Here is a 22,632-nt window from a genome sequence, read left to right as displayed (position 1 = left end):
TTACTCGGCGGGAACCGCTCGTCCCCGGCGGTCGTTGAACCCGATGCAGCGATGATCCACGAAGCAGCAGATCCAGGAGGATCAGGTGCGTTCCAGTAGCAACCCGGCGTTCCGCAACCTGCCCGGCGGCGGAACCCAGACTTACGGGCAGTACGGGCCCCCGGTGGGCTTCAACCAACCCCAGGGCGGCGTGCCCGGGTACGACCCGGGCCGGGCCACCGCCGGCGAGGGCGACCGCCCGATGACCGTCGACGATGTCGTCATCAAGACGGGCATGTCCCTCGGCGTCGCGCTGCTCGTCGGGGTGATCACGGCAATCTGGGCGCAGGTCCAGATCACGGAGACCGGCCGGATCTCCGGTGCCCTCCTCGGCGCGATGCTCGGTGGCCTCATCGTCGGGCTCGTCATCTCGCTGGTGATCATCTTCCGGCAGAAGCCCAGTGGCGCGCTGACGCTGACGTACTCGGCGGCCGAAGGACTGTTCCTCGGTGCGCTGAGCGGGGTGTTCCAGGCGATCTACCCCGGTATCGCGCTGCAGGCGATCGTCGGCACCGCGGGTGTGTTCATCGGCATGCTGGTGGTCTACAAGACGGGCGCGGTGAAGGTCACCCCCAAGCTGACCAAGTGGATCGTCGGTGCCACCGTCGGTGTCGCCATCCTGATGCTGTTCAACCTGATCAGCTCGCTGGCCTTCGGCTTCAACCCGCTGCGCGGCGGCGGCACCATGGCCATCATCTTCAGCCTGGTCTGCATCGGCATCGCGGCTTTCAGCTTCCTGCTCGACTTCGACCAGGCCGACCGGATGATCCGTGAGGGCATGCCGTCGAAGTGGGCCTGGTACACCGCCTTCGGTCTGATGACGACGCTGGTCTGGCTGTACCTCGAGATCCTGCGGCTGCTTTCGTACTTCCGTGAGTAATCTGGCTCACAGTTCCGCAGTGAAGGCGCTCCGTAACCGGCGGGGCGCCTTTTCTGTGGGTAATTCGTGCATTTGTGGACCCCGCTGCGGGCGGCGATCACCCTGCGTGTTTGATGAGCCGGTCGGTTCTCATTTCACATGTGTGAGGTTCACAGTGAGCGTTCCCCCTCCGGCCCCCGGGGGCCAGCAGCCGGTGGGTCAGCCCGATCCTTACGGACCGCCTTCGGGCGGCCAGCCGCAGCAGCCGTACGGCCAGCCGGGCCAGTACGGCCCGCCGCCGCAGGGCCAGCCGGGCCAGTACGGCCCGCCGCCCGGCCAGTTCCCGCCCGGCCAGCAGGGGTTCCCGCCCCCGCCGCCGGCTCCGCCGAAGCGCTCGAAGGCCCTCGGCCTGATCCTGGGCGGCATCGGTGCGATCGTGGTGATCGGCCTGATCGCCGTGGGGATCGTCTCCTTCATGAAGTCGCCGGCCACCTCGAACGCCGGTGACTGCCTCACGATCACCGAGTTCACCCAGGGCGGCGACGACCCGGCGAAGGCCGACTGCAACGACCCGAAGGCGAACGTCAAGGTCGCCAAGAAGCTGGAGACCTCCTCGGAGAACTGCCCCGGCGGCTCCGACGCGGGCTACGACACCTATTCGGTCAGCGGCCGCAGCTCGTACAAGCTGTGCCTGATGATCAACGCGAAGCAGGGCGACTGCCTGGCGAACTTCACGTCGCAGACCAAGGGTTACCTGAAGGTCCCGTGCACCGACCCGACCAAGGACGGCGAGCTCGTCAAGGTCGTGACGGGCCAGGCCGACAAGAGCGTCTGCGAGGGCACCGACGCCACGCGCGTCGCGGTGTACCCGGAGCCGGCGACGACGATGTGCGTCAAGACGAACGAATAGCCGTGACCTGACGAAGGCCCTCTCGCCGCGCCGGCGAGAGGGCCTTCGTCGCGTTCAGGGGTCAGGAAAGGCGCTCGATGATCAGCGCCATGCCCTGGCCGCCGCCGACGCACATCGTCTCGAGGCCGAACTGCTTGTCGTGGTGCTGCAGGGAATTGATCAGCGTCGAGGTGATCCGGGCGCCGGTCATGCCGAACGGGTGGCCGACCGCGATCGCGCCGCCGTTGACGTTCAGCCGGTCCAGGTCGATGCCAAGGTCCTGGTACGACGGGATGACCTGCGCCGCGAACGCCTCGTTGATCTCGACCAGGTCGATGTCGCCGATCGACAGCCCCGCGCGCGAGAGCGCCTGCTTGGACGCCTCGACCGGGCCGTAGCCCATGATCTCCGGCGAAAGCCCGGTGACGCCGGTGGACACGATCCGCGCCAGCGGCGTCAGGCCCAGCTCGCGTGCCTTCGTGTCGGACATGACGACCAGCGCCGCCGCGCCGTCGTTGAGCGCGCAGCAGTTGCCCGCCGTGACCCGGCCGTCCGGGCGGAACACCGGCTTCAGGCCGGAGACGCCGTCCACGGTGACGCCGGCGCGCGGGCCGTCGTCCTTCGAGACGACCGTGCCGTCCGGCAGCGTCACCGGGGTGATGTCCTTGGCCCAGAAGCCGTCCGCGATGGCCTTCTCGGCCAGGTTCTGCGAGCGGACCCCGAACTCGTCCATCTCCTCGCGCGTGATGCCCTTCAGCCGCGCCAGGTTCTCCGCGGTCTGGCCCATGGCGATGTAGACGTCCGGGACGTTGCCCTCGGTCCGCGGGTCGGTCCAGGTGTCGGTGCCGGACTCCGCGGTCGCCTTGGTGCGCGCCTCGGCGTCGGCGAACAGCGGGTTGTGCGTGTCGGGCCAGGAGTCCGAGCTGCCCTTCGAGAACCGCGAGACGGTCTCGACGCCGGCCGAGATGAAGACGTCGCCTTCACCGGCCTTGATCGCGTGGAACGCCATCCGGGTGGTCTGCAGGCTGGAGGAGCAGTACCGGGTGATCGTGCAGCCGGGCAGGTGGTCGTAGCCCAGTTCGACGGCGACCGCGCGGCCCATGTTGAACCCGGACTCGCCGCCCGGCAGGCCGCAGCCCAGCATCAGGTCGTCGATGTCGGCGGGGTCGAGCTGCGGCACCTTGGCCAGTGCGGCCCGGACCATCTGCACGGTCAGATCGTCGGGCCGCATGCCGACCAGCGAGCCCTTGTTGGCCCGCCCGATGGGCGAGCGAGCGGTGGAGACGATGACGGCTTCAGGCATGACGTGACACATCCTCGTATCGCGAGCTAAGCAGTTGCTCACCATACTGCCGGGTACGGCGTCCCGGTCAAAGCCGAACGCGATCAAGGCAACACTGCCGCGCGTAGCGCGTCCGTTGAGGGTGGAGGTGGGGGCATGGGCGGACACTCCCGGCACCGGGTGGTCCGCACCGGAACGCCGCGACCGGACAGCGGAGTGGACAACGCCATGGGGCGGCCGTTTAGGCTGGCGGTCGTGGAGTACGCAGAGCACATCGCAGACCTCGTGGGCAACACCCCCCTGGTCAAGCTGAACTCGTTGACCAAGGGGCTCAAGCCGCTCGTGCTGGCCAAGGTCGAGTACCTGAACCCGGGTGGCTCGGTCAAGGACCGCATCGCGCTGCGCATGATCGAGGCCGCCGAAGCTTCCGGCGAGCTGCGCCCGGGCGGCACGATCGTGGAGCCGACGTCCGGCAACACCGGCGTCGGCCTGGCCATGGTCGCCCAGCGCAAGGGCTACCGGTGCGTGTTCGTCTGCCCGGACAAGGTCAGCGAGGACAAGCGCAACGTGCTCAAGGCGTACGGCGCCCGGGTCGTGGTGTGCCCGACGGCGGTCGCGCCCGAGCACCCGGACTCCTACTACAACGTCTCCGACCGCCTGGTCCGCGAGATCGAGGGCGCCTGGAAGCCCAACCAGTACGCCAACCCGCAGAACCCGGAGAGCCACTACCTCTCGACCGGCCCCGAGCTGTGGAAGCAGACCGACGGCAAGCTCACCCACTTCGTCGCGGGCGTCGGCACCGGCGGCACGATCTCCGGCACCGGCAAGTACCTCAAGGAGGTCAGCGACGGCCGCGTGCAGGTGGTCGGCGCCGACCCGGAGGGCTCGGTCTACTCCGGCGGCAGCGGGCGTCCCTACCTGGTCGAAGGTGTCGGCGAGGACTTCTGGCCGGACACCTACGACCGCGACATCGCCGACGAGATCATCCCGGTCTCCGACGCCGACTCCTTCCAGGTCACGCGGCGCCTCGCGCTGGAGGAGGGCCTGCTGGTCGGCGGCTCCTGCGGGATGGCCGTCGCCGCCGCGCTGAAGCTCGCCGAGCGGCTCACCGAGGACGACGTCGTGGTCGTGCTGCTGCCCGACGGCGGCCGCGGCTACCTGACGAAGGTGTTCAACGACACTTGGATGTCCTCCTACGGTTTCCTGCCGCCGGACTCCTCGGGCGCGACGGTCGCCGACGTGCTCACGAAGAAGAGCGGCTCGCTGCCCGATCTGGTGCACTCTCACCCGAACGAGACCGTCGCGGAGGCCATCGCGATCCTCTCCGAATTCAGCGTGAGCCAGATGCCCGTCGTCAGCGCGGAGCCGCCGGTGATGGCCGCCGAGGTCGTCGGCGCCGTCAACGAGCGCGACCTGCTCGACGCGTTGTTCACCGGCAAGGCGCAGCTGGCCGACCGGCTCGAGCGGCACATGTCCCCGCCGCTGCCGACGATCGGCGGCGGCGAGCAGGTGGGGGCGGCGATGACCGCGCTCGAGGGGGCCGACGGCGCGCTCGTGCTGGTCGACGGCAAGCCGGCCGGGGTCCTCACCCGGCACGACCTCCTGGGCTTCCTGGCCGGTCGCTGACTCGACCGCAGAAGAGTCTTGATCGGTGGACCCGGCAGGGGCGTTACGAGCGCCCTGCCGGGTGATCCGATAGCGTGGGCGCAACTAGAACACTTTCGCGTCCTCGTCAAGGGGGTTCAAGACCCACATGAGTGCACCGCAGCCACCGAACCAGCCGTGGGGTGGCGGCCAGCCACCTCAGGGCCCGCCGAGTGGCCCCCAGCCGCAGCAGGACAACCCGTTCGGCAGCCCGGAGCCGACCCAGGTGGTGCAGCCCGTCCAGCCCCACGGCGGTTCCCCGTTCGGGGAGACGCCGGAGCCGACCCAGGTCGTCCAGCCGGGCCAGCCGGGTGACGGCGGGGCGACCCAGGCGATGCCGCCGGTCGACGCGAACGCGACCCAGATGGTGAACCCGGCCGGCGGCGACGCCCCGGTCGGGGAGTCGACGCAGCTGGTGCCCCCGGGCTCCCAGCCGCCGGCGATCCCGTACACCCCGCCGCCGAGCGCGGCCGACAACCCGGCCGCGGCCTTCGGTCAGCAGCCCGGCGGTTACGGCCAGCAGCCGGGCGGGTTCGGGCAGCAGCCGGGTGGCTTCGGGCAGCAGCCGGGCTTCGGTCAGCCGGGCCAGCCGGGCCAGCCGCCGCAGGGTTTCGGCGGCCCCGGTTTCGGTGGCCCGCAGCAGCCCGGTTTCGGCGGGCCGCAGCAGCCGGGCTTCGGCGGGCCGGCCGCGGGCGGCAACGGCCTGTTCGGCTACATCGCCGGCGGCCTGGTCGCGCTGCTGGCGCTGGTCGCGCTGATCTACTCGTTCAGCTACATGAGCGACGCGAGCGACTATTCGGCGCTCCTCGACCGCGCTCCCAACAAGGAGGCGATCGAACAGCTGCTGAACTCGGCCGGGCTCATCGGGTCGGGCACGCTCTGGTTCTACGTCATCATGATCCTGCTGGGCTCGCTGATCTCGCTGGCCGGCGGCGTCGGCCTGGCGCTGGTGGGCAAGCTGGGCGGGATCCGGAAGTTCGTCCCGATCGCGGTCGTCGCGGGTGGCGCGGTGCTCACGCTGTTCGCCCTGCTGATCAAGATCGGGATGACGCCGAACGCCGAGACGCTCGCGCGGGCGTCCGCCTCCGAGCGGGACACGTTCGGCCTCGGCCTGCCGCCGCTGATCTTCGGCATCCTCATCCTGATCGTCGGCATCGCCGGGCTCATCCCGGCGACCCGGCAGTTCGTCGGCCTCGGCGACGGCGGTGCCGCGCCGGGCGGGCCGCAGGGCTTCGGCGGACCACCCCCGGGCTTCGGCGGCCCGCAGCAGCAGGGTGGGTTCGGCCAGCCCGGACAGCATGGTCAGCATGGTCAGCCGGGCGGGTACGGCCAGCCTGGTGGCTACGGGCAGCCGGGCCAGCACGGTCAGCCGGGTCAGCACGGTCAGCCTGGTCAGCCGCCGCAGGGCTACGGCCAGCCGGGCGGTTACGGGCAGCCGGGCGGGCCCAACCCGTCCAGCGGCGGGTTCCCGCAGCCGTCGAGCGGGGGCTTCCCGCAGCCGGGGCAGCCGGGTGGGTACGGCCAGCCGGGACAGCCCGGTGGGTACGGCCAGCCGGGTCAGCACGGTCAGCCGGGTCAGCCGGGTCAGCATGGTCAGCCTGGTCAGCCGCCGCAGGGCTGGGGTCAGCCGCCGGGCCAGCAGGGTCCGCCGAGCGGCGGGTTCGGCCAGCCGGGCCAGCCCCCGCAGCAGCAGTGGTGAACTGAAGCGAGCATTCGTGCCCCGGAGCCGATTCGGCTCCGGGGCACGCTGCATTTTCCGGGCCCTTAATTGTCCAAAAAGGACAAAAGTCGAGCGGTACCACGGCCCGTAATCGCGTGACAGCATTTCTGCCACTACCGCACAGAAATGATCTTGGGTTCCGCCGTCCGGCCGAATTCGGTTCTCATTCCGGACTGCTTCTCCCGATTCCGACTAGGGTGAACGCCGTCGTCCTGTGCTCGGCTGATGGGGGAGATGTGACCGGTCCGCACCGTTATCCGGTGTCGCATTCGCATTCGTATTCATCGGCTCGGCCATCCGGAGTAACGGCGGTTCTCGCCGGCGTGCTCGGTTTTCCGGCCGCGGTCGCCGCGGCATACGTGCCGGTCAAGACCTACCTCGACATGCCGGCGGAATTCAGCCTCGGCGCGCTGCCGGGCTGGGTACTGGTGGACCTCGCCGCCTACGTCGTCGCGGGCCTGGTGCTGCTCCTCGGTTCACTGGCGACGCTCTTCCGCGCGACGGCGGGGGCGGTCCTGCTCGGCCTGGGCGCGCTGCTGGCCATCGGCGCCCTGCTCACCGAGCCGATGTCGGTGGGCGTCCCCCCGGCCCGGTTCGCCGACGCGATGTTCACCCACGGCGGGTTCGCGATGGCCGACCGCGTCGGCTTGGCGGCGCTGGCGGTGCTCGTGCTGGTACTGGCGTTCCTGCCGCCGACGTTCCGCTACCTGCGGTACCGCACGTCCGTGGTCCCGGTGCTGTCCGGCCAGGGCGCGTACTCGTCCCGGAGCTGGTGAAGGGGCGGTCATGGCGCCCCCGCGGCCCCGGGCGGGGACGGCGGTCGCCGCCGGGGTGCTCGCCGTGCTCGGCGGGCTGTGGTTCCTGACGGGCATCTTCTGGGCGAGCCTCGTCCTGGGATACGGCCAGCTGGACCTGCTGGTCCCCGGCCAGATCGCGGACGCCGTGATCGGCCTGCTGCTCCTGCTCGGCGGAGTTTCGGTGCTCGCGTGCTCGGAGGCGGGCCGCGTGCTTTGCCTGGTTGCCGCCGTCCTCGCGCTGGTCGCCCCGATCGTCGGCTGGGCGCTCCGCTACCAGCGCATCCTCTTCCTCGTCGGCGGTCCCACCGGAATCGACCCCGATGTGCTGCGCGGAATCGTCGTGGCGGCGCCGTTCGTCGCCCTGCTGGTGCTCCTGGCCCTGCCGGCCACCCGCCGATGGACGCGACACTGAGATTCATCCCACCTGACGGGAATGTCAGGGGCGGCCCGTACGCTGAACCGATGGTGGACGACTACTCCGTACTGGGCTTCGAGACACGCGCGATCCACGCCGGTCAGAAGCCCGATCCGCGCACCGGCGCGGTGATCGTGCCGATCTACCAGACCTCGACCTACGCGCAGGATGGCGTGGGCGGGACCCGCGAGGGCGACTTCGAATACTCGCGCACCGCGAACCCGACCCGTTCGGCACTGGAGGAGGCGCTGGCCTCGCTGGAAGGCGGCCGGCACGCGCTGGCTTTCGCGTCCGGCATGGCCGCCTCCGACGTGGTGCTGCGCAGTACCCTCCGCCCCGGTGACCACCTTGTGCTCGGCAACGACGCCTACGGTGGCACGTTCCGCCTGATCGACAAGGTGCTCAGCCTGTGGGGCGTCGAGCACACCGTCGCCGACCTCGCGAACCTCGACGAGGTGCGCGCCGCGATCCGGCCCGAGACGAAGCTGATCTGGTGCGAGTCGCCGACCAACCCGATGCTGGGCATCGCGGACATCGCGGCGCTGGCCGGGGTCGCGCACGACGCCGGTGCCCGCCTGGTGGTCGACAACACCTTCGCGACGCCGTACCTGCAGAACCCGCTGTCGCTGGGCGCGGACATCGTGCTGCACTCGACGACCAAGTACCTCGGCGGCCACTCCGACGTCGTCGGCGGCGCGATCATCACGAACGAGGACGAGCTGCGCGAGCAGTTCTTCTACCTGCGCAACGCCGCGGGCGCGGTGCCGGGGCCGTTCGACGCCTGGCTGACGCTGCGCGGCATCAAGACCCTCGCCCTCCGCATGGAGCGGCACAGCGACAACGCCGAGAAGATCGTCCAGGCCCTGGTCAAGCACCCGAAGGTGGCGAAGGTCTACTACCCGGGCCTGCCGGAGCACCCGGGCCACGAGACGGCGGCGAAGCAGATGCGCCGCTTCGGCGGGATGGTGTCCTTCAGCCACGTGGACGGCGAGCAGGCCGCGCTGGAGGTGGCTTCGCGCACGAAGCTGTTCATCCTCGCCGAGTCGCTCGGCGGTATCGAGTCGCTGATCGAGCACCCGGGCAAGATGACCCACGCGAGCACTGCGGGTTCGACCCTCCAGGTCCCGGCCGACCTGCTGCGCCTCTCGGTCGGCATCGAGGACGGCCGCGACCTGGTCGACGACCTGCTGGCCGCCCTGGGCTGAGTGCGCCCAGGTCAACTCACGTCGAGGCCGCCGCCGTAGAGCCGGTCCACCCGGAGCCGGATGACCACGCGGCGGTCCTCGACCATGTTCCGCAGGAACGCGGCTTCGTCGCCGGGGTCGCTGAACGGCGCCTGCATCGCGAGCAGCTCCCGGCCGGTCTCGTCCCCGGGCACCGCACTGACCGGTGACACCTCGGCCAGCCCTTCGGCGACGGCGAAGGCCAGGTGGTCGTCGCTGCTGACGTGCAGCGAAGCGTGCGGGTCACGCGCGAGCTGGCGGACCTTCGCGCGCCCCGCCGTGGACCCGATCCGCACCACGCGCTCGTCCGGATCCCAGGCGTAGGCGACCGTGGACAGGTGCGGGAAGCCGCCGCGGTTGACCGTCGCCAGTGCGCCCAGGCTGTGGGCACCCAGCAGCCGGCTCGACGCTTCTTCGGTGGGCTTGGCGGGGCCGGGACCGCGGCCCGGCTCGTAAACGGTGGTCACCCGATGATCATCGGGGACCGGCGGACCCGGCGGAAGAAGGCACTTTCGTGTGCCCGGGGAACACGGAGGTAACCCGCCAGGTCAGGGGTTGTAGTTGCCGTGCACGACACCGCCGGGCGACGATGTGCCGGTGGCCGGCAGGTTCGCGCCGTCGACGCAGCCGCCGACCAGTTCGACGTGGCTGTCGTGGCGGATGTACTGGGCCGGGGTGCCGCACGAGGCGTTGTCCACGGTGAAGTACGCGGCGCCCGTCAGCGCGGCGGCCGAGGCCAGCCCGATCACGAGCGGGAGCAGCCCGGCGGAGCGGGTGGCGCGAGCCCGTCGGGCCGTGTTCGCGTCGTTCCCCGATGCCATGGTTGCTCCTTGTTTACCGCATGTTGACGCGACCCAGGGTACCCGGCTCACGGTCCTGTCAACCTGTGGAGTTCCTGAGTGGCATAGTCCGGCCCATGGAACTCGTCACCCTCGAGCGGATCCAGGCCGCCCGGGAACTCCTCAAAGGAGTGACCCGGGTGACGCCGATGGAGCACGCGCGCGACCTGCGCCGGCTCCACGGCGGTCCGGTACACCTGAAGTGCGAAAACCTGCAGCGGACGGGCTCGTTCAAGATCCGCGGCGCCTACACCCGCATCCACGGCCTCACCGGGGCCGAACGCGAGCGGGGCGTCGTCGCGGCCAGCGCCGGCAACCACGCGCAGGGCGTCGCGCTGGCGTCGTCGCTGCTCGGCGCCAAGTCGACCGTCTTCATGCCGCTGCGGGCGCCGCTGCCGAAGCTCGCCGCCACCCGCGGCTACGGCGCCGACGTCCACCTGCACGGCGCACTCCTGGAAGAGACGCTCCGGGCCGCGATCGAGTTCGGCGAGCGGACCGGGGCGGTGTTCATCCACCCCTTCGACCACCCGGACGTCATCGCCGGCCAGGGCACGGTCGGCCTGGAGATCCTCGAGCAGGTGCCGGGCGTGAAGACCATCCTGGTCGCCACCGGCGGCGGCGGGCTGGTCGGCGGGGTCGCGTGCGCGGTGAAGGCGCTGCGCCCGGACGTCCGCGTCGTCGGCGTCCAGGCCGAGGAGGCCGCCGCGTACCCACCGTCGCTGGCCAAGGGGGCACCGGTCCGGCTGGGCTCGACTTCGACGATGGCCGACGGCATCGCAGTCGGCGAACCGGGCCTGGTGAGCTTCGCGCACGTCGCGTCGCTGGTGGACGACGTCGTGACGGTGTCCGAGCAGTCCCTCTCCCGGGCGGTGCTGCTCTGCCTGGAACGCCGGAAGCTGGTGGTCGAGCCGGCCGGCGCGGCGACGGTCGCGGCCCTGCTGCAGCACCCCGGGATCTTCGAGCCCCCGGTGGTGGCGGTCCTCTCGGGCGGCAACGTCGACCCGGTGCTGCTCCTGCAGATCATCCAGCACGGCATGACGGCCGGCGGGCGCTACCTGCGTCTCCACCTGCGCGTCCCGGACCGCCCGGGGTCGCTCGTGGGCGTGCTGTCCCGCGTGAGCGAGCTGGGCGCGAACGTCCTCGACGTCGAGCACTCGCGGATCTCGGGCAGCCTCGACCTCGGCGAGGCCGACATCGTGCTGGCGCTGGAAACCCGCGGTCCCGAGCACTGCAAGGACCTCGAGATCGCGCTGACGGACGCGGGCTACACCGTCGTCTGAGGTTCTTCCCCGGTGATGGCCGCCAACGCCAGGTCCTTGGCGGGCTCGGGGACCTCCGACGGCGCGGTGAAGCGGCGGGCCCGGATGTGGGCGACCAGGTCCGGGTCCGGCGGCACGCCGTGCTCACGCAGGTAGTACGCCACCGCGCCGGGCCAGGCCCAGGTGCCGTCGGTGCGGAAGTTCATCGGCACCGCGTCCGGGCGGTCCGGCGCGAACGCGTCCGGGCCGTTGCTGCGCGAGGCCAGGATGACCGGCGCCGCGTCGAGGTACGCGAGCACACGCTCGGCCTCGGCCGGAACGAGCGGACGGCGCCGCACCAGGGGCTTGCCCGCCGCGTCTACGCCGTCGTAGATCCGCGGCGTGCGCACCTCGCCGTCGGCGACCGGCGGGGTCAGCCCGGCGCGTTCGCGCAGCCAGGCCGGGATGTGCTCGTCGGCGCGCGGGAAGAACCGCAGCTCGTCCTGGAACCCGATCGGCGGCGGCTGCTGCCGGAACGGCGGTTCGAGGTCGGGCCGCACGAAGTCGACGTCGGGCGGCTGCGCCGGCTCGAACACCAGGATCGCGCCCAGCCAGGTGCCGAGGCCGGGCTGGTACATGCCCGAGCGCAGCACCCCGAGCAGCCGCACCGCTTCCGGGTGCGGCTGTCCGGGCCGGGGCAAGCCGTCCGGTCCGGTCACCAGCAGGTCGGTTTCGACGTGCCGCCCGGCGGCCCGGTACTCGACGCGCAGCTGCTGCCACCCCGGCGGCACCTGCGACGTCAGCACCGCCCCGATCTGGCGGACGATCTCCTGCTGCTGCTCCGGGCGCAGCGGCCCCGGTGGCCGGGTCATGTCGAGCGCTCGCCGACCCACGTGCCGGCGAGCAGGTTCGCCGGCAGGTACTCCGACTCCACCTCGATGGTGACGCCCGCGTCGCGCGCCAGGCACGCGATGGCCAGCGGGCCCAGCGCCACGTACCCGAACGGGCTGGTGCGCTGGTCTTCGGTGGACCAGAACCGCTTGTGCAGCTCCAGGGCGTTGGCGAGGGACTTGTTGAACTTGGCGTCGTCCCGCTGGGTGAGGTGGTAGAACATCTCGATCGGCGGGTAGTAGCGCTGGAGGACGGCGTCGGCGTCGAGCTGGCGCAGCCCGGCCGGGTCGGTGCCGGCCATCGCGGACAGGATCTCCTCGACGAGGCCCTCACCCCGCGTCCAGTACGTCTGCAGCGCCCCCACCCACGAGTAGACGAACTCGTCGTACTCGATCGTGGACGCGCGCAGCAGGTCCTGCGGGATGGCGGCGAGCAGGTCGATGCGCGGTCGTTCGCGGCAGATCATGGCCAGCCACAAGGCGTCCAGCCACGACACCGCGTTGGCGTTCATGTTCGGGCCGACGGCCTCCCGGCGCAGGGTGGCCTCGCCGTACCGGAATTCGACCTCGCCCTCGGTCCGGCTCGAGACGAGGAACAAGGCGGCCCCCGCCTGCATGGCGCGGACCGTCGCTTCCCACGTGTCGAGCCATTCCGCCTGCGGGTCGCCGATCGTCCGGAAGCCCAGCTCCTCGAGCGACCGGGTCATCGCGCGGTACACGCCGCCCCCTTGGGGGCTGCGCTCGATCAGCATCGGGAGCTTCTTGATCCCCGGACCGAGGATCTTGAGGTCCTGTTCGGCGACGGCCTCGTCGACCGGGTGCCGGCTCACGCTACGCACGTTGACGGTCTCTTTCTCAGGTGTTGGGGGGCTTGGTCGTCGTGATCGACAGGTCGAAATACTTGAGGTTGTAGCCACCGTACACCGGCTTTTTCACCGGGTTTCCGTCCTTGTCCACCTTCGGTGTCCCGTCGGGTTCGAAGTCCGCTTCCTCGCGCACGCGCGCCCTCGCCACCGAGTAGTCGAGGGCCTCCATGTCCAAGGAGTCCTGCAGTTCGACCGCGAGGGCCTTTTCCGCGGGCGTCCCGTGCTTCCGCATGTTGTCGATGATGCTCTCGACGTACTTCGGGTGCCCCTGCTCGAAGTTGGTCTTCTGGTCGAGGCCCTTGCGGGTGCCCAGTTCGGCGTTCGGGCTCTTCGCCTCGACGATGACGTGCCGGGTCTCACCGGTGGTCTTGTCGGTGACCTCGTAGATCTGGTCGAACCGGCCGGAGCCCGGCTTCTCCCCGCCGCCGGGACGGGTGTTGTCGCCGTGGACCTCCGGGTCCGGCAGTTCCTTGACGTCGTACCGGTCCGGCGGGTACCGGTCGGCGACGGCGTCCCGGGCGGCGTGCTCGCCGAGGTCCTCGCCGTAGTCGGTGCGGGCCCTGTGCGCCGCGGCGCGCTGCTCTTCGAGCTCGTCGGTGAGCGTCCCGGCGTCGCGGTGCGTGCGGTAGTCCGCTTCGACGCCCCGGGCGTGCGCGTTCGCCGCCGCCCGCTCGTCGATCAGCTGCTGGGCCCGGTCCTTCTGCGCCTGGGTCGCCCGGTGCTCGGGATCCGGGACGTCGTTCCGGTATTCGGCGGGCACGTAGTTGTCGGACTTGGTTTCGAACCGCTCGCCCGCCGGGTTGTCCGGCTCCTCGCGGATCTTCTCGACCCGCGCGCCGTCGTGGTCGTGCTGTACGGCGTTCTTCCGCTGGAACTCGCCGTTGCTGTCCGGGCCGTAGTAGTACTTGCTGCGGTAGTCGAGGTCGTTGATCTTTTCCTTCATCGACGCCGGGGGCTGCCGGGTCTCGATTTCGACCGGCTCGGCGGGGATCGGGCGGCGGTTGCCGTCCCCGCGGTGCTGCGCGCTGTCGGCGTCGACGTCGCGCGGGTCGCCGTGGTGCGAGTCCGGCGCGAAGCCGTCGTCGCCCGCGCGGTGCGTCGAGCCGTCCGGGTGGTGGGTGTTCCACTCGCCGTCCGGCGGGATGCGGGGACGCATCCGGCCGTCCGGGCCGATCTCGTAGTCGGACGAGAAGACGCGGCCGTGCGAGTCCGTCCACGCCGGCTTCGTCGGGGCCATGACCTCGGTGTCGAGCTCGCGCGAAAGCCGGTGCGCGAAGTCGTTCGAGCTCGCGTCGCAGCCGATCAGGCGGACCGGGCGCCCGTCGTAGTCGCCGTTGCGGCGCAGGATGTCCGCGAACTCCTCCGGCGTGTACAGCCGGTCGCCGATGCGGGCGTGGCCGTCGGGCGTGACGTGCACGTCGACGGTGTAGCGGCCGTCCGGGTCAGGCTGGACGCGGTGCGGCAGGTCGCCCATGTCAGGGTCACCGGCGTGGTACGAGCTGCCCGCCGGCGTGCTTTCCGAGTGCCGCGCGTTGACCTCGTCCGGGCTGAGCGGCTCGGAGCCGGGGTGGTGCGGGACGCCGCCGTCCGGGTCGTGGGGACCGTTTTCGTGGGGCGCGTTCTCGTGCGGACGAGGGGCGCCGCCGTCGGGGGCGTGCGTGCCGGGGCCGTAGCCGCGGGCGGCCGGTGCCGGCGCTGGTGCGTCCGGTGTGCGCGGACGGCCGGCGGGCAGGTCACCGCCGGCGCGCGGACGGCCGGGTGCGTCGACGTGCGGGGTGGGCGCGCCCGGGCGGCCCGGGGTGCCGGTCCAGCCACCGCCCCCGCCGGTACGCGGGGAGCCGCCGCCGAGGCCGCCCCCGGGTGCGCCGCCCCCGGGTGCGCCGCCGGGCGGCATCCCGCCGCCGCCCGCCACCGGTGCGCCCCCTTGCGGCGGGACGCCGTCCCCGCCCCGCGGAGAGGGGACCGTGCCCGGGTCGCCGGTGCGCGGAGCGGCCGGTGCGGTGCCGCTGGCGGAGGTGGTGCCATCGGCGCGGGGAGAGGCGGCGCTGCTCGGGGTGTCGGTGCCGACGTGCGAGCCGGGCGCATCGGACCGCGCGGCGGCCGAGGACCCGGAGTGGGTGGGCGACGGGCTGCTGTCCCCGGCGCGCGACGGAGTGTTGTCGCTGCCGCGGGTTGGGGACGGGCTGCTGTCCCCGGTGTGGGACGGCGTGCTGTCGCTGCCTCGGGTGGACGAGGGGCTGGAGTCGCCGGTGTGGGACGGCGTGCTGTCGCTGCCCCGGGTTGGCGAGGGACCGCTGTCGCTCGCGCGGGAGGGCGCGTTGTCGCCGGTGTGGGACGGCGTGCTGTCGCTGCCGCGAGTGGGCGAGGGGCTGCTGTCGCCCGCGTGTGACGGGGTGCTGTCGCTCCCTCGCACCGCCGACGGACTGCCGTCGCCCGCGTGCGAAGGCGTGCTGCCGCGAGTCGGCGATGGGCTGGAGTCGCCCGTGTGCGAGGGCGTGCTGTCGCCCGTGTGCGAGGGGCTCGAGTCGCCGGCGCGGGAAGGCGAACCGTCCGAGCGCGCCGCCGAGGGGCTGCCGTCCGGCGAGCCGTCACCACTGTGCGCCGACGGAGAACTGTCGCCGTCCGGCGAACCGGATCCGTCCCGGCTCGAACTCCGGCGGGAAGCCGGGTCAGGCGAGGAATCCGTGTTCATCGGGTCGGAACTCGGCGAATCCCCGTCCGCGTGACCCGGATCGCCGGAGTCGGTCGACGAACTCTCGCCGCTGTGCGAACCGTCTCCGTCGCCGGAGTGCGAGCTTTCGCCGTCCCCGCCGGAAGAACCCTCGCCGTGGGCGCGCGCGTGGACTCCGCCACCCTCCCCCTTGGGGATCTTGTGGACGAATCCGCCTTCCTTGACCTTCAGCCCGTCGAGCCCGCTTACCTTGCCCAGCACCTTGCCGAAGACCTTGGCGATCTTCTCGAAGAGGTCGACCAGCTTCGACAGCAGCGGCGACACCTTGCGGATCGTGTCGGTGAGCTTCTTGAGCAGCTCTCCGATCTTCTTGCCCCACTTGGCGATCGCGGCCGTCGCCTGCGCCACCACCACCGGCGTGCCGAAGCCGAGGGAGAAGACCTCCTCCATCACCCAGGCGATCAGCTTGCCGACCAGGTCCGCGATCAGCTGCCGCACGGTCTCGCGCACGAACGAGACGACCTGGCCCATGATCATCGTGACCGTGCTGATCGCGCCGGCCACCGTGGCCGCACCGGACAGGGCGTCGCTGTGCTCGGCGGCGAACTTGCGGTACGCGTCCGCGCCGTCGCCGGTCCAGCCGGCGGTGCCGTTCTTGACGGCGTTGTCGAAGTCGGTCTTGCGCTCGCCCAGCGCCTTCGAGACGTTGCCCCAGGTGTCGGCGTAGGACTGGATCACCGGCGGGTTGCCCGCGACGGAGTCCAGCATGTCCTTCAGCGGCTGGATGTGCTCCATCAGGAACGACGCCACCGACGACATCAGGTACCCGAACGGGTCGATCGCCGCCCCGGCGACCTCGCCGGCCAGCGACAGCATGCCGAGGCCGCCGGAAACCCAGTCGCCGTCCTTGATGCCGTTGAACGCGTCCATCGACGACTCGGCGATGCCGATGCCGCCGGCCCAGCCGTAGTCGCCGTTGCCCGCCGTGAACGCACCCGGTCCGTCAGGGTCCTTTTTGGCGTCGGCGACGAGCGGGTTCCCCTCCGGCATCACGCACCGTCCACGGACTTGTTCAGGTCGTCGGCGACGCCGCCTTCGTACTTGTGGTACGCCGCCGCGGCCTCGCGGACCTTGCCGGACACGGCCGTCATCGCCTGCACGGCGTCCTTGAGCGCGTCGATCCCGTACTGCTCCACCGGATCGAGCAGCATCCGGAACGGCTGGCAGAGGATGCCGTACGCGTCGGTCGGCATGCTCACCTGGTTCGCCGCGTCGACGGCTTGCTGCAGCCCGTCACCGATGGCGTCGAGCTGCTTCGCGTGCGCCGTCAGGTCGGTGCTGAGTTCCACATCCGTCATCGGTTCCCCCTCAGGAAAGGATCGGTCCGCCGAAGTCGTCGTCGTCCTCGTCGCCACCCGGGCGGCGACGGCGGGGTGGCGGCGGCGGAGTGCGCGGAGCTGCGGGCGGCGGCTCCTCGGTGTCGTCCGGCAGGAACCGGCGGACGCGGTCGGGTTCCGGGAACGCCGGCTCGGCCTCGGGCGGCGGCGCCGGGAACGTGCTCTGCGCCTCGCGGACGATCTCCACCGCGGCCTGGTCGCCGGTGCCGGTGGTCTCGGTCATGGCTTGCTGCAGCAACTCGGGGATCCGCGCCTGCGCCCGCTGCACCAGCTGCATGACCTGCGCCGACACCTCGGCCATCCGCTTGCCGGCCGCCGACTCCGCGATCACGAGGTTCTTCAGCAGCCCACGGGAATCGACGGTCACCTGCACGGACCCGTCCTTCGACCGCTCGGTGACCGACTGGCCCTGCATGCGATCGGCCAGCGCCTGGTACCGGGCGGCGTTCTCCTCGAGCCGCTTGGTCCAGTTGTCGATCATCGCGTCGCTGGCGTCGATGCTGTCCGGCATCACGGCCCCTTCTCTCTGCTTCCCCACACTGACGGATCCGGAAAGCCATCGGTTCCCGACTGTGCCTCTCAAAACGCGCCAAAGGCCACCATAGGGGACCCGCAGGTTCCCGATGGTGGCCTTCGCCGAGATGTGTCAGAGGTTGCCTCGGCGCTCTTGCTCCCGCTCGATCGCCTCGAACAGGGCCTTGAAGTTGCCCTTGCCGAAGCCCAGCGAGCCGTGCCGCTCGATCAGCTCGTAGAACACGGTCGGGCGGTCGCCGATCGGCTTGGTGAAGATCTGCAGCAGGTAGCCGTCCTCGTCGCGGTCGACCAGGATGCTGTGCTCCTTGAGCACCTCGATCGGCACGCGGACGTTGCCGATCCGGGCGCGCAGCTCGGGGTCGTCGTAGTAGGAGTCCGGGGTGTCGAGGAACTCGACGCCGGCGGCGCGCATCGCCGTCACCGTGGCGATGATGTCGTTGGTGGCCAGCGCGATGTGCTGGCAGCCGGCGCCGCCGTAGAACTCGAGGTACTCGTCGATCTGCGACTTCTTCTTCGCCACGGCGGGCTCGTTCAGCGGGAACTTGACCCGGTGGTTGCCGTTCGAGACGACCTTGCTCATCAGCGCCGAGTACTCGGTGGCGATGTCGTCGCCGACGAACTCCGCCATGTTCACGAAGCCCATGACGCGGTGGTACCAGTCGACCCAGTAGTCCATCTTGCCGAGCTCGACGTTGCCGACGCAGTGGTCGACGGCCTGGAACAGCCGCTTCGGCGCACCTTCGGGCCGCTTGACCGTGCTCTCGCGCGGCTCGTAGCCGGGCAGGTAGACGCCGTTGTAGCGCGACCGGTCGACCAGCGAGTGGCGGGTTTCGCCGTAGGTCGCGATCGCGGCGACGCGCACGGTGCCGTGCTCGTCGGAGACGTCGTGCGGCTCCTCGAGGACGGTCGCGCCCTGCGCGCGGGCGTGCTCGATGCACTTGTCGACGTCAGTGGTCTCCAGCGCCAGGTCGATGACACCGTCACCGTGCTTGCGGTGGTGGTCCAGCAGCGGCGAGTCCGGCTTCACGCCGCCGGTGATGACGAACCGGGCCGACCCGGACTTCAGCACGTAGGACTTGCGCTCGTAGTCGCCGGTCTCGGGTCCCGAGTACGCGACGAGCTGCATCCCGAACGCGATCTGGTAGTACCAGGCGGTCTGGGTGGCGTTGCCGGCGATGAACACCACCGCGTCCATGGCCTTGACCGGGAACGGGTCGGTCGAGGCGTCGTGGTCGACGAGCCCGACCAGCTGACGCAGCTGGTCATAGCTGACGTCGTCGAGGGCACCCTGGGGTTCGGCAGTCTGGGTCATACCTCGAAGGATCAACCCAGCGAGGCAAGATGAGCAATGGACTCAGTTTTTGCTGGACAAGATGACCGGTGATCGTGGGAGATCGGCCGTCATCATGGACAATCTGCGTATGCCGGAGAACCTCGATGCGCTGGATGCGCGACTGCTGCTGTTGCTCACCGACTCCCCGCGCCTGGGGGTGCTGGAGTGCGCGCGGCGGCTCGGCGTCGCCCGCGGCACGGTCCAGGCCCGCCTCGACCGCCTGACCGAGCGCGGCATCCTCGGCGGCTTCCCGCCGGAGCTGGACCTGGCGGCGATGGGCTACGGCCTGACGGCGTTCGCGGTGCTGGAGATCGCGCAGGGCCGCCGCGCGGAGGTCGCGGAGGCCCTCGCCGCGATCGACGAGGTCTGCGAGGTGCACGCGACGACCGGCCAGGGCGACCTGTTCGTCCGCATGGTCGCGCGCGGCAACGACGACCTGCAGCGGGTGATCGACAAGGTGGTCGGTGTCCCGGACGTCCTGCGCACGTCGACGTCGATCGCGCTGTCGACGCCGGTGCCGCCGCGGGTCCGCCCGCTGCTGGAGCGGACCGCGCGGGGCTGAGGGGCTCAGCCCTCGTCGGCGACGTGGGCCAGGTACCGCTTGGCCGAGCGCTGGACGACCTCGAAGCCGTCGGTCCGCACGATCGCGTCCCACCAGGCGCCGTAGATCGCCTCGAAGCGGTATCCCGCCAGCAGCTCCGCCGCGCGGCGGACGACGTGCGGCCGCTCCGGGACCAGGTTCGGGTAGCTGTACATGAAGCCGACGTGCGTGCGGTCGGGGATCACCTGCACGATGTCGCCGGACAGCAGCGCACCCCGGCCGTCTTCGCCGTCCGGCCAGTGCAGCACCGTGCCGCCGGTGAAGTGCACGCCGAGGTTGATCAGCCGCAGGTCTTCGGCGACGTCGAGGGTGGTCCCCGACCACAGCTTCACCGCCGGGTCGGGCCGGCCGATCCACTGCTGGTCGCCCTCGTGCAGGTAGACCGGCACGTCGAACGCCCGCGCCCACTCGACCATCGTCGTGTAGTAGTGCGGGTGGCTGATCGCGATGCCGGTGATGCCGCCCAGGTCGCGGACCTGCTGGACCAGGGCGTCATCGAGGTACGCGGCGCAGTCCCAGAGGAAGTTCCCCGAGCGGGCCCGCACCAGCAGCGCGCGCTGGCCGATCGCGAACCCCGGGTTCGAGCCGACACCGACGATGCCGGGGCCCTGTTCTTCGATCCGCGGGGTGTAGGTGCCACTCGACCGGAGCGCGGAGAGGTTCGTCCACTGCTGCCCGGACTGCGGGACGTACTGGCGTTCGTCCTCGCAGATCGGGCAGTCCTCACGAGCCACGGCGTACTGCATGCCGCAGGCCTGGCACATCGGTTCGGTGCTCACGACTTCGTCCTCCCAGAATGTGAATCCTGGGAGGACACGCTAGCCGGGTTATTTGGCGTCGGTGTACGGAACCGCCTTGACGAGCGTCACCTTTTGGACCTTGCCGTTGGGCAGCTCGTACTCGCGGGACTCGCCTTCTTTGGCGCCGAGCAGGGCCTTGCCCAGCGGCGATTCCGGGGAGTACACGTCGAGTTCGCCCTCGGCGCCCTCCTCGCGGGTGGCGAGCAGGAACTTCTCGTCCTCGTCGTCACCCTCGTACCGGACGGTGAGCACCTTGCCCGGGCCGGCGGTGCCGTCGTTCGCGGGCTTTTCGCCGACCTTGGCCGAGCGCAGCAGCTCCTGCAGGTGCCGGATGCGCGCTTCGGCCTGGCCCTGCTCCTCGCGAGCCGCGTGGTAACCGCCGTTTTCCTTGAGGTCACCTTCTTCACGGCTGTCGTTGATGCGCGCGGCGATGACCGGCCGATTCTCGATCATTTCGTCGAGCTCGTGCTTGAGCCGGTCGTAGGCATCCTGGGTGAGCCAGGTCACCTTGGTGTCGCTCACGGTCACCATCTCCTCGTCGGGCCTGCCAGGCTTGCGTGTTCAAGCCGGCCCACGCGGGCCTAGGTGCCCGCGTGGCTGAGATAAAGGAAAAACACGGCCCGTCGCGGGCCGTGCTGAGGCGTCAGAGTATCACGGCGCGAGAGGTCGACGCCCGTTATTTCCCCGCGCTCTGGGCGTTGAGCGCGCGGTTCACCCCGTTGGCCGCTATGGGGTTGACAGATAGCGTGGTATGTCGTACGAGCAGCCGAAGACGTCCGCGGTCACCGGTTCCCCGATGCTCTTGATCGTCGTGCTGATCCGGTTGTACTTCGCGCCGGCGGGGATCAGGAGCTCTTTGCGGCCGCTCTCGGCGCCGGTCTTGTCACGGGCGCGGACGACGCACACGCCCGGCCTGCTGTCGTCGTCCCGGGTGACGTTGAGGGTGATTTCCATCGCGTTGCCCGGTTTCTCGCTGAACGCGATGCGCTCGGCGTCGATCGGCGCCGCACCGAGGTTGAGGTAGGCGACCCAGGCGATCAGGCCGCTGACCAGTAGGGCAATGGCCAGGAAGAGCCAGCGCCGCCAGCGCCGGGACGTCGTCGTGCGCCCGGTGCCGTACCGGCCCTCGGGCAGCGCGGGCGCGCTGCCGCCGACGGCCGTTTCCGCCGGTCCGCCTGCCAACCCGGGCCTCCTGCTCGTTCTTGTCGTACCCGTGGGGACAATGGTGACGCGGGTACGTCTCGAGTATCCGCCCGCTGGGTGGGCGGCCCGCAGGTGGGTCGCGGAATAAGGGCAGAAGGGGAGTCGTTCGGAGCATGGTGGACGCCGACGAGCAGAGGAACACCGCCAACCCGCGCCTGCGCATGATGGCCGTGCACGCGCACCCGGACGACGAGTCGAGCAAGGGTGCCGCCACGATGGCGCGCTACGCCGCCGAAGGTCACGAGGTGCTGGTTGTCACGTGCACCGGGGGCGAGGCGGGCAGCATCCTGAACCCGGCCATGGACCGGCCCGAGGTGCTGGCGAACATGACCGAGATCCGCCGCGAGGAGATGGCCCGGGCGGCCAAGATCCTCGGCGTGAGCCAGCACTGGCTGGGCTTCGTCGACTCCGGCCTGCCGGAGGGCGACCCGCTGCCGCCGGTGCCGGAGGGATCGTTCGCGGTCGTGCCGCTGGAGGAGTCCACCGAGGCGCTGGTGCGCGTGATCCGGGAGTTCCGCCCGCACGTGATCACGACCTACGACGAGAACGGCGGCTACCCGCACCCCGACCACATCCGCACCCACGAGGTGACGATGGCGGCGTGGGACGCGGCGCCGGACCCGGACCGCTTCCCCGACGCCGGCGAGCCGTGGCAGCCGCTGAAGCTGTACTACATGCACGGCTTCTCGCGCGCCCGGATGGTGCTGTTCGACGAGGCACTGAAGGAGGCCGGGCTGGAGTCGCCGTACACCGAGTGGCTGGCGAACTGGGACCCGAACCGGGGCGATGTGATGGAGCGGGTGACGACCCGCGTGGAGTGCAGTGAATACTTCGAGGTGCGGGACGAGGCGCTGAAGGCGCACGCCACGCAGATCGACCCGACCAGCCGCTGGTTCGCCGTGCCCCGGGAGATGCAGCGCGAGGTCTGGCCGACCGAGGAGTACGAGCTGGTGAAGTCGCTGGTCGACAGCACGTTGCCGGAGGACGACCTGTTCGCCGGCATCGCCGGCGCCGAGGAGAAGGTGAACACATGAGTCTGACGCTGCCGGCCGGCGTGGCCCTTCCGGTGACCGCGTCGGCCCTGGTCTTGACGCAGCAGCCGGGCAACGGCGACAACGGCGGGCAGGGGGAGGACTTCGGCAAGTCCTCCCCGGTCGGCTTCCTGGTGCTGATCCTGTTCCTCATCGCGGTGGCCTTCCTGGTCCGCTCGATGACCAAGCACCTCAAGCGCGTCCCGGCCAGCTTCGACGACCCGCCGGCCGAGGCCGCGCCGGACCAGGCCTCGGCCGATGAGCCGGCCGAGGCCCCCGCGGAGCCGGAGAAGAAGCAGCCGAACGGCGCCTCTCCAGCCAAGTCCGACTGACCCGTCCGTCGCGATGTCGTGGTTGGCGC

At 70.7% G+C, this 22,632-nt stretch carries 23 protein-coding genes; 11 read left to right on the top strand and 12 right to left on the bottom strand.

Annotation, left to right across the window (positions count from 1 at the left end):
• Window positions 1–85: 85 nt before the first annotated feature.
• Both QRY02_RS30050 and QRY02_RS30045 read left to right on the top strand, forming a co-directional pair.
• Window positions 86–919: a Bax inhibitor-1/YccA family protein gene (locus QRY02_RS30050; RefSeq protein ID WP_285986193.1), complete on the top strand. Its 834-nt coding sequence runs from the start codon at window positions 86–88 to the stop codon at window positions 917–919.
• 193 nt (window positions 920–1,112) lie between these two features.
• Entirely contained in the window at window positions 1,113–1,808 is a 696-nt protein-coding gene (locus QRY02_RS30045) for an LppU/SCO3897 family protein (protein WP_502874277.1), read from the top strand.
• A 61-nt stretch (window positions 1,809–1,869) separates the two neighbouring features.
• On the opposite strand, the gene QRY02_RS30040 is transcribed toward QRY02_RS30045, so the two are convergent.
• Complete coding sequence (locus QRY02_RS30040; RefSeq protein WP_285986191.1) at window positions 1,870–3,090, bottom strand: acetyl-CoA C-acetyltransferase; 1,221 nt, start codon at window positions 3,088–3,090, stop codon at window positions 1,870–1,872.
• A gap of 234 nt (window positions 3,091–3,324) precedes the next feature.
• On the opposite strand from QRY02_RS30040, the gene QRY02_RS30035 reads away from it, so the two are divergent.
• From QRY02_RS30035 to QRY02_RS30015, 5 genes are all read left to right on the top strand, one after another.
• A complete protein-coding gene (locus tag QRY02_RS30035; RefSeq protein WP_285986190.1) occupies window positions 3,325–4,695 on the top strand; it encodes a cystathionine beta-synthase in 1,371 nt (456 codons plus the stop codon).
• Window positions 4,696–4,939: 244 nt separating this feature from the next.
• Window positions 4,940–6,412, top strand: a complete 1,473-nt coding sequence (locus QRY02_RS30030) for a hypothetical protein (RefSeq protein ID WP_285993950.1) — start codon at window positions 4,940–4,942, stop codon at window positions 6,410–6,412.
• Window positions 6,413–6,756: 344 nt separating this feature from the next.
• Window positions 6,757–7,209, top strand: coding sequence for a hypothetical protein (locus QRY02_RS30025; protein ID WP_285986189.1), 453 nt, complete (start codon window positions 6,757–6,759; stop codon window positions 7,207–7,209).
• A 10-nt stretch (window positions 7,210–7,219) separates the two neighbouring features.
• A complete protein-coding gene (locus QRY02_RS30020; RefSeq protein WP_285986188.1) occupies window positions 7,220–7,642 on the top strand; it encodes a hypothetical protein in 423 nt (140 codons plus the stop codon).
• A 50-nt stretch (window positions 7,643–7,692) separates the two neighbouring features.
• Window positions 7,693–8,850 carry a cystathionine gamma-synthase gene (locus QRY02_RS30015; protein WP_285986187.1) on the top strand — a complete coding sequence of 386 codons (1,158 nt, stop codon included), beginning with the start codon at window positions 7,693–7,695 and terminating at the stop codon, window positions 8,848–8,850.
• An 11-nt stretch (window positions 8,851–8,861) separates the two neighbouring features.
• Here QRY02_RS30015 and QRY02_RS30010 read toward each other — a convergent pair whose 3' ends face one another.
• Entirely contained in the window at window positions 8,862–9,335 is a 474-nt protein-coding gene (locus QRY02_RS30010) for a TIGR03618 family F420-dependent PPOX class oxidoreductase (protein WP_285986186.1), read from the bottom strand.
• An 81-nt stretch (window positions 9,336–9,416) separates the two neighbouring features.
• Window positions 9,417–9,689: a hypothetical protein gene (locus QRY02_RS30005; RefSeq protein ID WP_285986185.1), complete on the bottom strand. Its 273-nt coding sequence runs from the start codon at window positions 9,687–9,689 to the stop codon at window positions 9,417–9,419.
• A gap of 95 nt (window positions 9,690–9,784) precedes the next feature.
• On the opposite strand from QRY02_RS30005, the gene ilvA reads away from it, so the two are divergent.
• Window positions 9,785–10,987 carry a threonine ammonia-lyase gene (gene ilvA / locus QRY02_RS30000; RefSeq protein WP_285986184.1) on the top strand — a complete coding sequence of 401 codons (1,203 nt, stop codon included), beginning with the start codon at window positions 9,785–9,787 and terminating at the stop codon, window positions 10,985–10,987.
• Here the strand turns inward: ilvA and QRY02_RS29995 are convergent.
• The 6 genes from QRY02_RS29995 to hppD form a co-directional block, all read right to left on the bottom strand.
• Window positions 10,972–11,817 (bottom strand): ferredoxin, encoded by an 846-nt coding sequence (locus QRY02_RS29995; RefSeq protein WP_285986183.1) that lies wholly within the window; start codon window positions 11,815–11,817, stop codon window positions 10,972–10,974. The genes ilvA and QRY02_RS29995 overlap by 16 nt on opposite strands.
• Window positions 11,814–12,665: an immunity 49 family protein gene (locus QRY02_RS29990; protein ID WP_285986182.1), complete on the bottom strand. Its 852-nt coding sequence runs from the start codon at window positions 12,663–12,665 to the stop codon at window positions 11,814–11,816. Before QRY02_RS29990 ends, QRY02_RS29995 begins: the two co-directional genes overlap by 4 nt.
• 25 nt (window positions 12,666–12,690) lie before the next feature.
• Window positions 12,691–16,422 (bottom strand): DUF8616 domain-containing protein, encoded by a 3,732-nt coding sequence (locus QRY02_RS29985; RefSeq protein ID WP_285986181.1) that lies wholly within the window; start codon window positions 16,420–16,422, stop codon window positions 12,691–12,693.
• Window positions 16,422–16,730, bottom strand: coding sequence for a type VII secretion target (locus QRY02_RS29980; protein WP_103337020.1), 309 nt, complete (start codon window positions 16,728–16,730; stop codon window positions 16,422–16,424). Before QRY02_RS29980 ends, QRY02_RS29985 begins: the two co-directional genes overlap by 1 nt.
• Window positions 16,731–16,740: 10 nt before the next feature.
• Entirely contained in the window at window positions 16,741–17,280 is a 540-nt protein-coding gene (locus QRY02_RS29975) for a YbaB/EbfC family nucleoid-associated protein (protein ID WP_285986180.1), read from the bottom strand.
• A gap of 135 nt (window positions 17,281–17,415) precedes the next feature.
• The gene (gene hppD / locus QRY02_RS29970; RefSeq protein WP_285986179.1) at window positions 17,416–18,615 is read right to left on the bottom strand and encodes a 4-hydroxyphenylpyruvate dioxygenase; all 1,200 of its coding nucleotides are present in this window, start codon (window positions 18,613–18,615) and stop codon (window positions 17,416–17,418) included.
• A gap of 109 nt (window positions 18,616–18,724) precedes the next feature.
• On the opposite strand from hppD, the gene QRY02_RS29965 reads away from it, so the two are divergent.
• On the top strand, window positions 18,725–19,198 hold the full coding sequence (locus QRY02_RS29965) for an Lrp/AsnC family transcriptional regulator (protein WP_285993949.1): 474 nt from the start codon (window positions 18,725–18,727) through the stop codon (window positions 19,196–19,198).
• Window positions 19,199–19,203: 5 nt separating this feature from the next.
• Here QRY02_RS29965 and QRY02_RS29960 read toward each other — a convergent pair whose 3' ends face one another.
• From QRY02_RS29960 to QRY02_RS29950, 3 genes are all read right to left on the bottom strand, one after another.
• Window positions 19,204–20,016, bottom strand: coding sequence for an MBL fold metallo-hydrolase (locus tag QRY02_RS29960; RefSeq protein ID WP_285986178.1), 813 nt, complete (start codon window positions 20,014–20,016; stop codon window positions 19,204–19,206).
• 48 nt (window positions 20,017–20,064) lie between these two features.
• A complete protein-coding gene (gene greA, locus QRY02_RS29955; RefSeq protein WP_013229826.1) occupies window positions 20,065–20,568 on the bottom strand; it encodes a transcription elongation factor GreA in 504 nt (167 codons plus the stop codon).
• 195 nt (window positions 20,569–20,763) lie between these two features.
• Window positions 20,764–21,219: a DUF4307 domain-containing protein gene (locus QRY02_RS29950; RefSeq protein ID WP_285986177.1), complete on the bottom strand. Its 456-nt coding sequence runs from the start codon at window positions 21,217–21,219 to the stop codon at window positions 20,764–20,766.
• Window positions 21,220–21,353: 134 nt separating this feature from the next.
• Here QRY02_RS29950 and mca point away from each other — a divergent pair, with 134 nt between their 5' ends.
• Both mca and QRY02_RS29940 read left to right on the top strand, forming a co-directional pair.
• On the top strand, window positions 21,354–22,274 hold the full coding sequence (mca, locus tag QRY02_RS29945) for a mycothiol conjugate amidase Mca (RefSeq protein ID WP_285986176.1): 921 nt from the start codon (window positions 21,354–21,356) through the stop codon (window positions 22,272–22,274).
• Entirely contained in the window at window positions 22,271–22,603 is a 333-nt protein-coding gene (locus QRY02_RS29940) for a hypothetical protein (RefSeq protein ID WP_285986175.1), read from the top strand. The genes mca and QRY02_RS29940 overlap by 4 nt, the downstream gene beginning before the upstream one ends.
• Window positions 22,604–22,632: the final 29 nt, after the last annotated feature.

It is taken from the genome of Amycolatopsis sp. DG1A-15b, assembly GCF_030285645.1.
GTDB lineage: Bacteria > Actinomycetota > Actinomycetes > Mycobacteriales > Pseudonocardiaceae > Amycolatopsis.
This window is presented reverse-complemented; position numbering and strand designations above follow the sequence as displayed.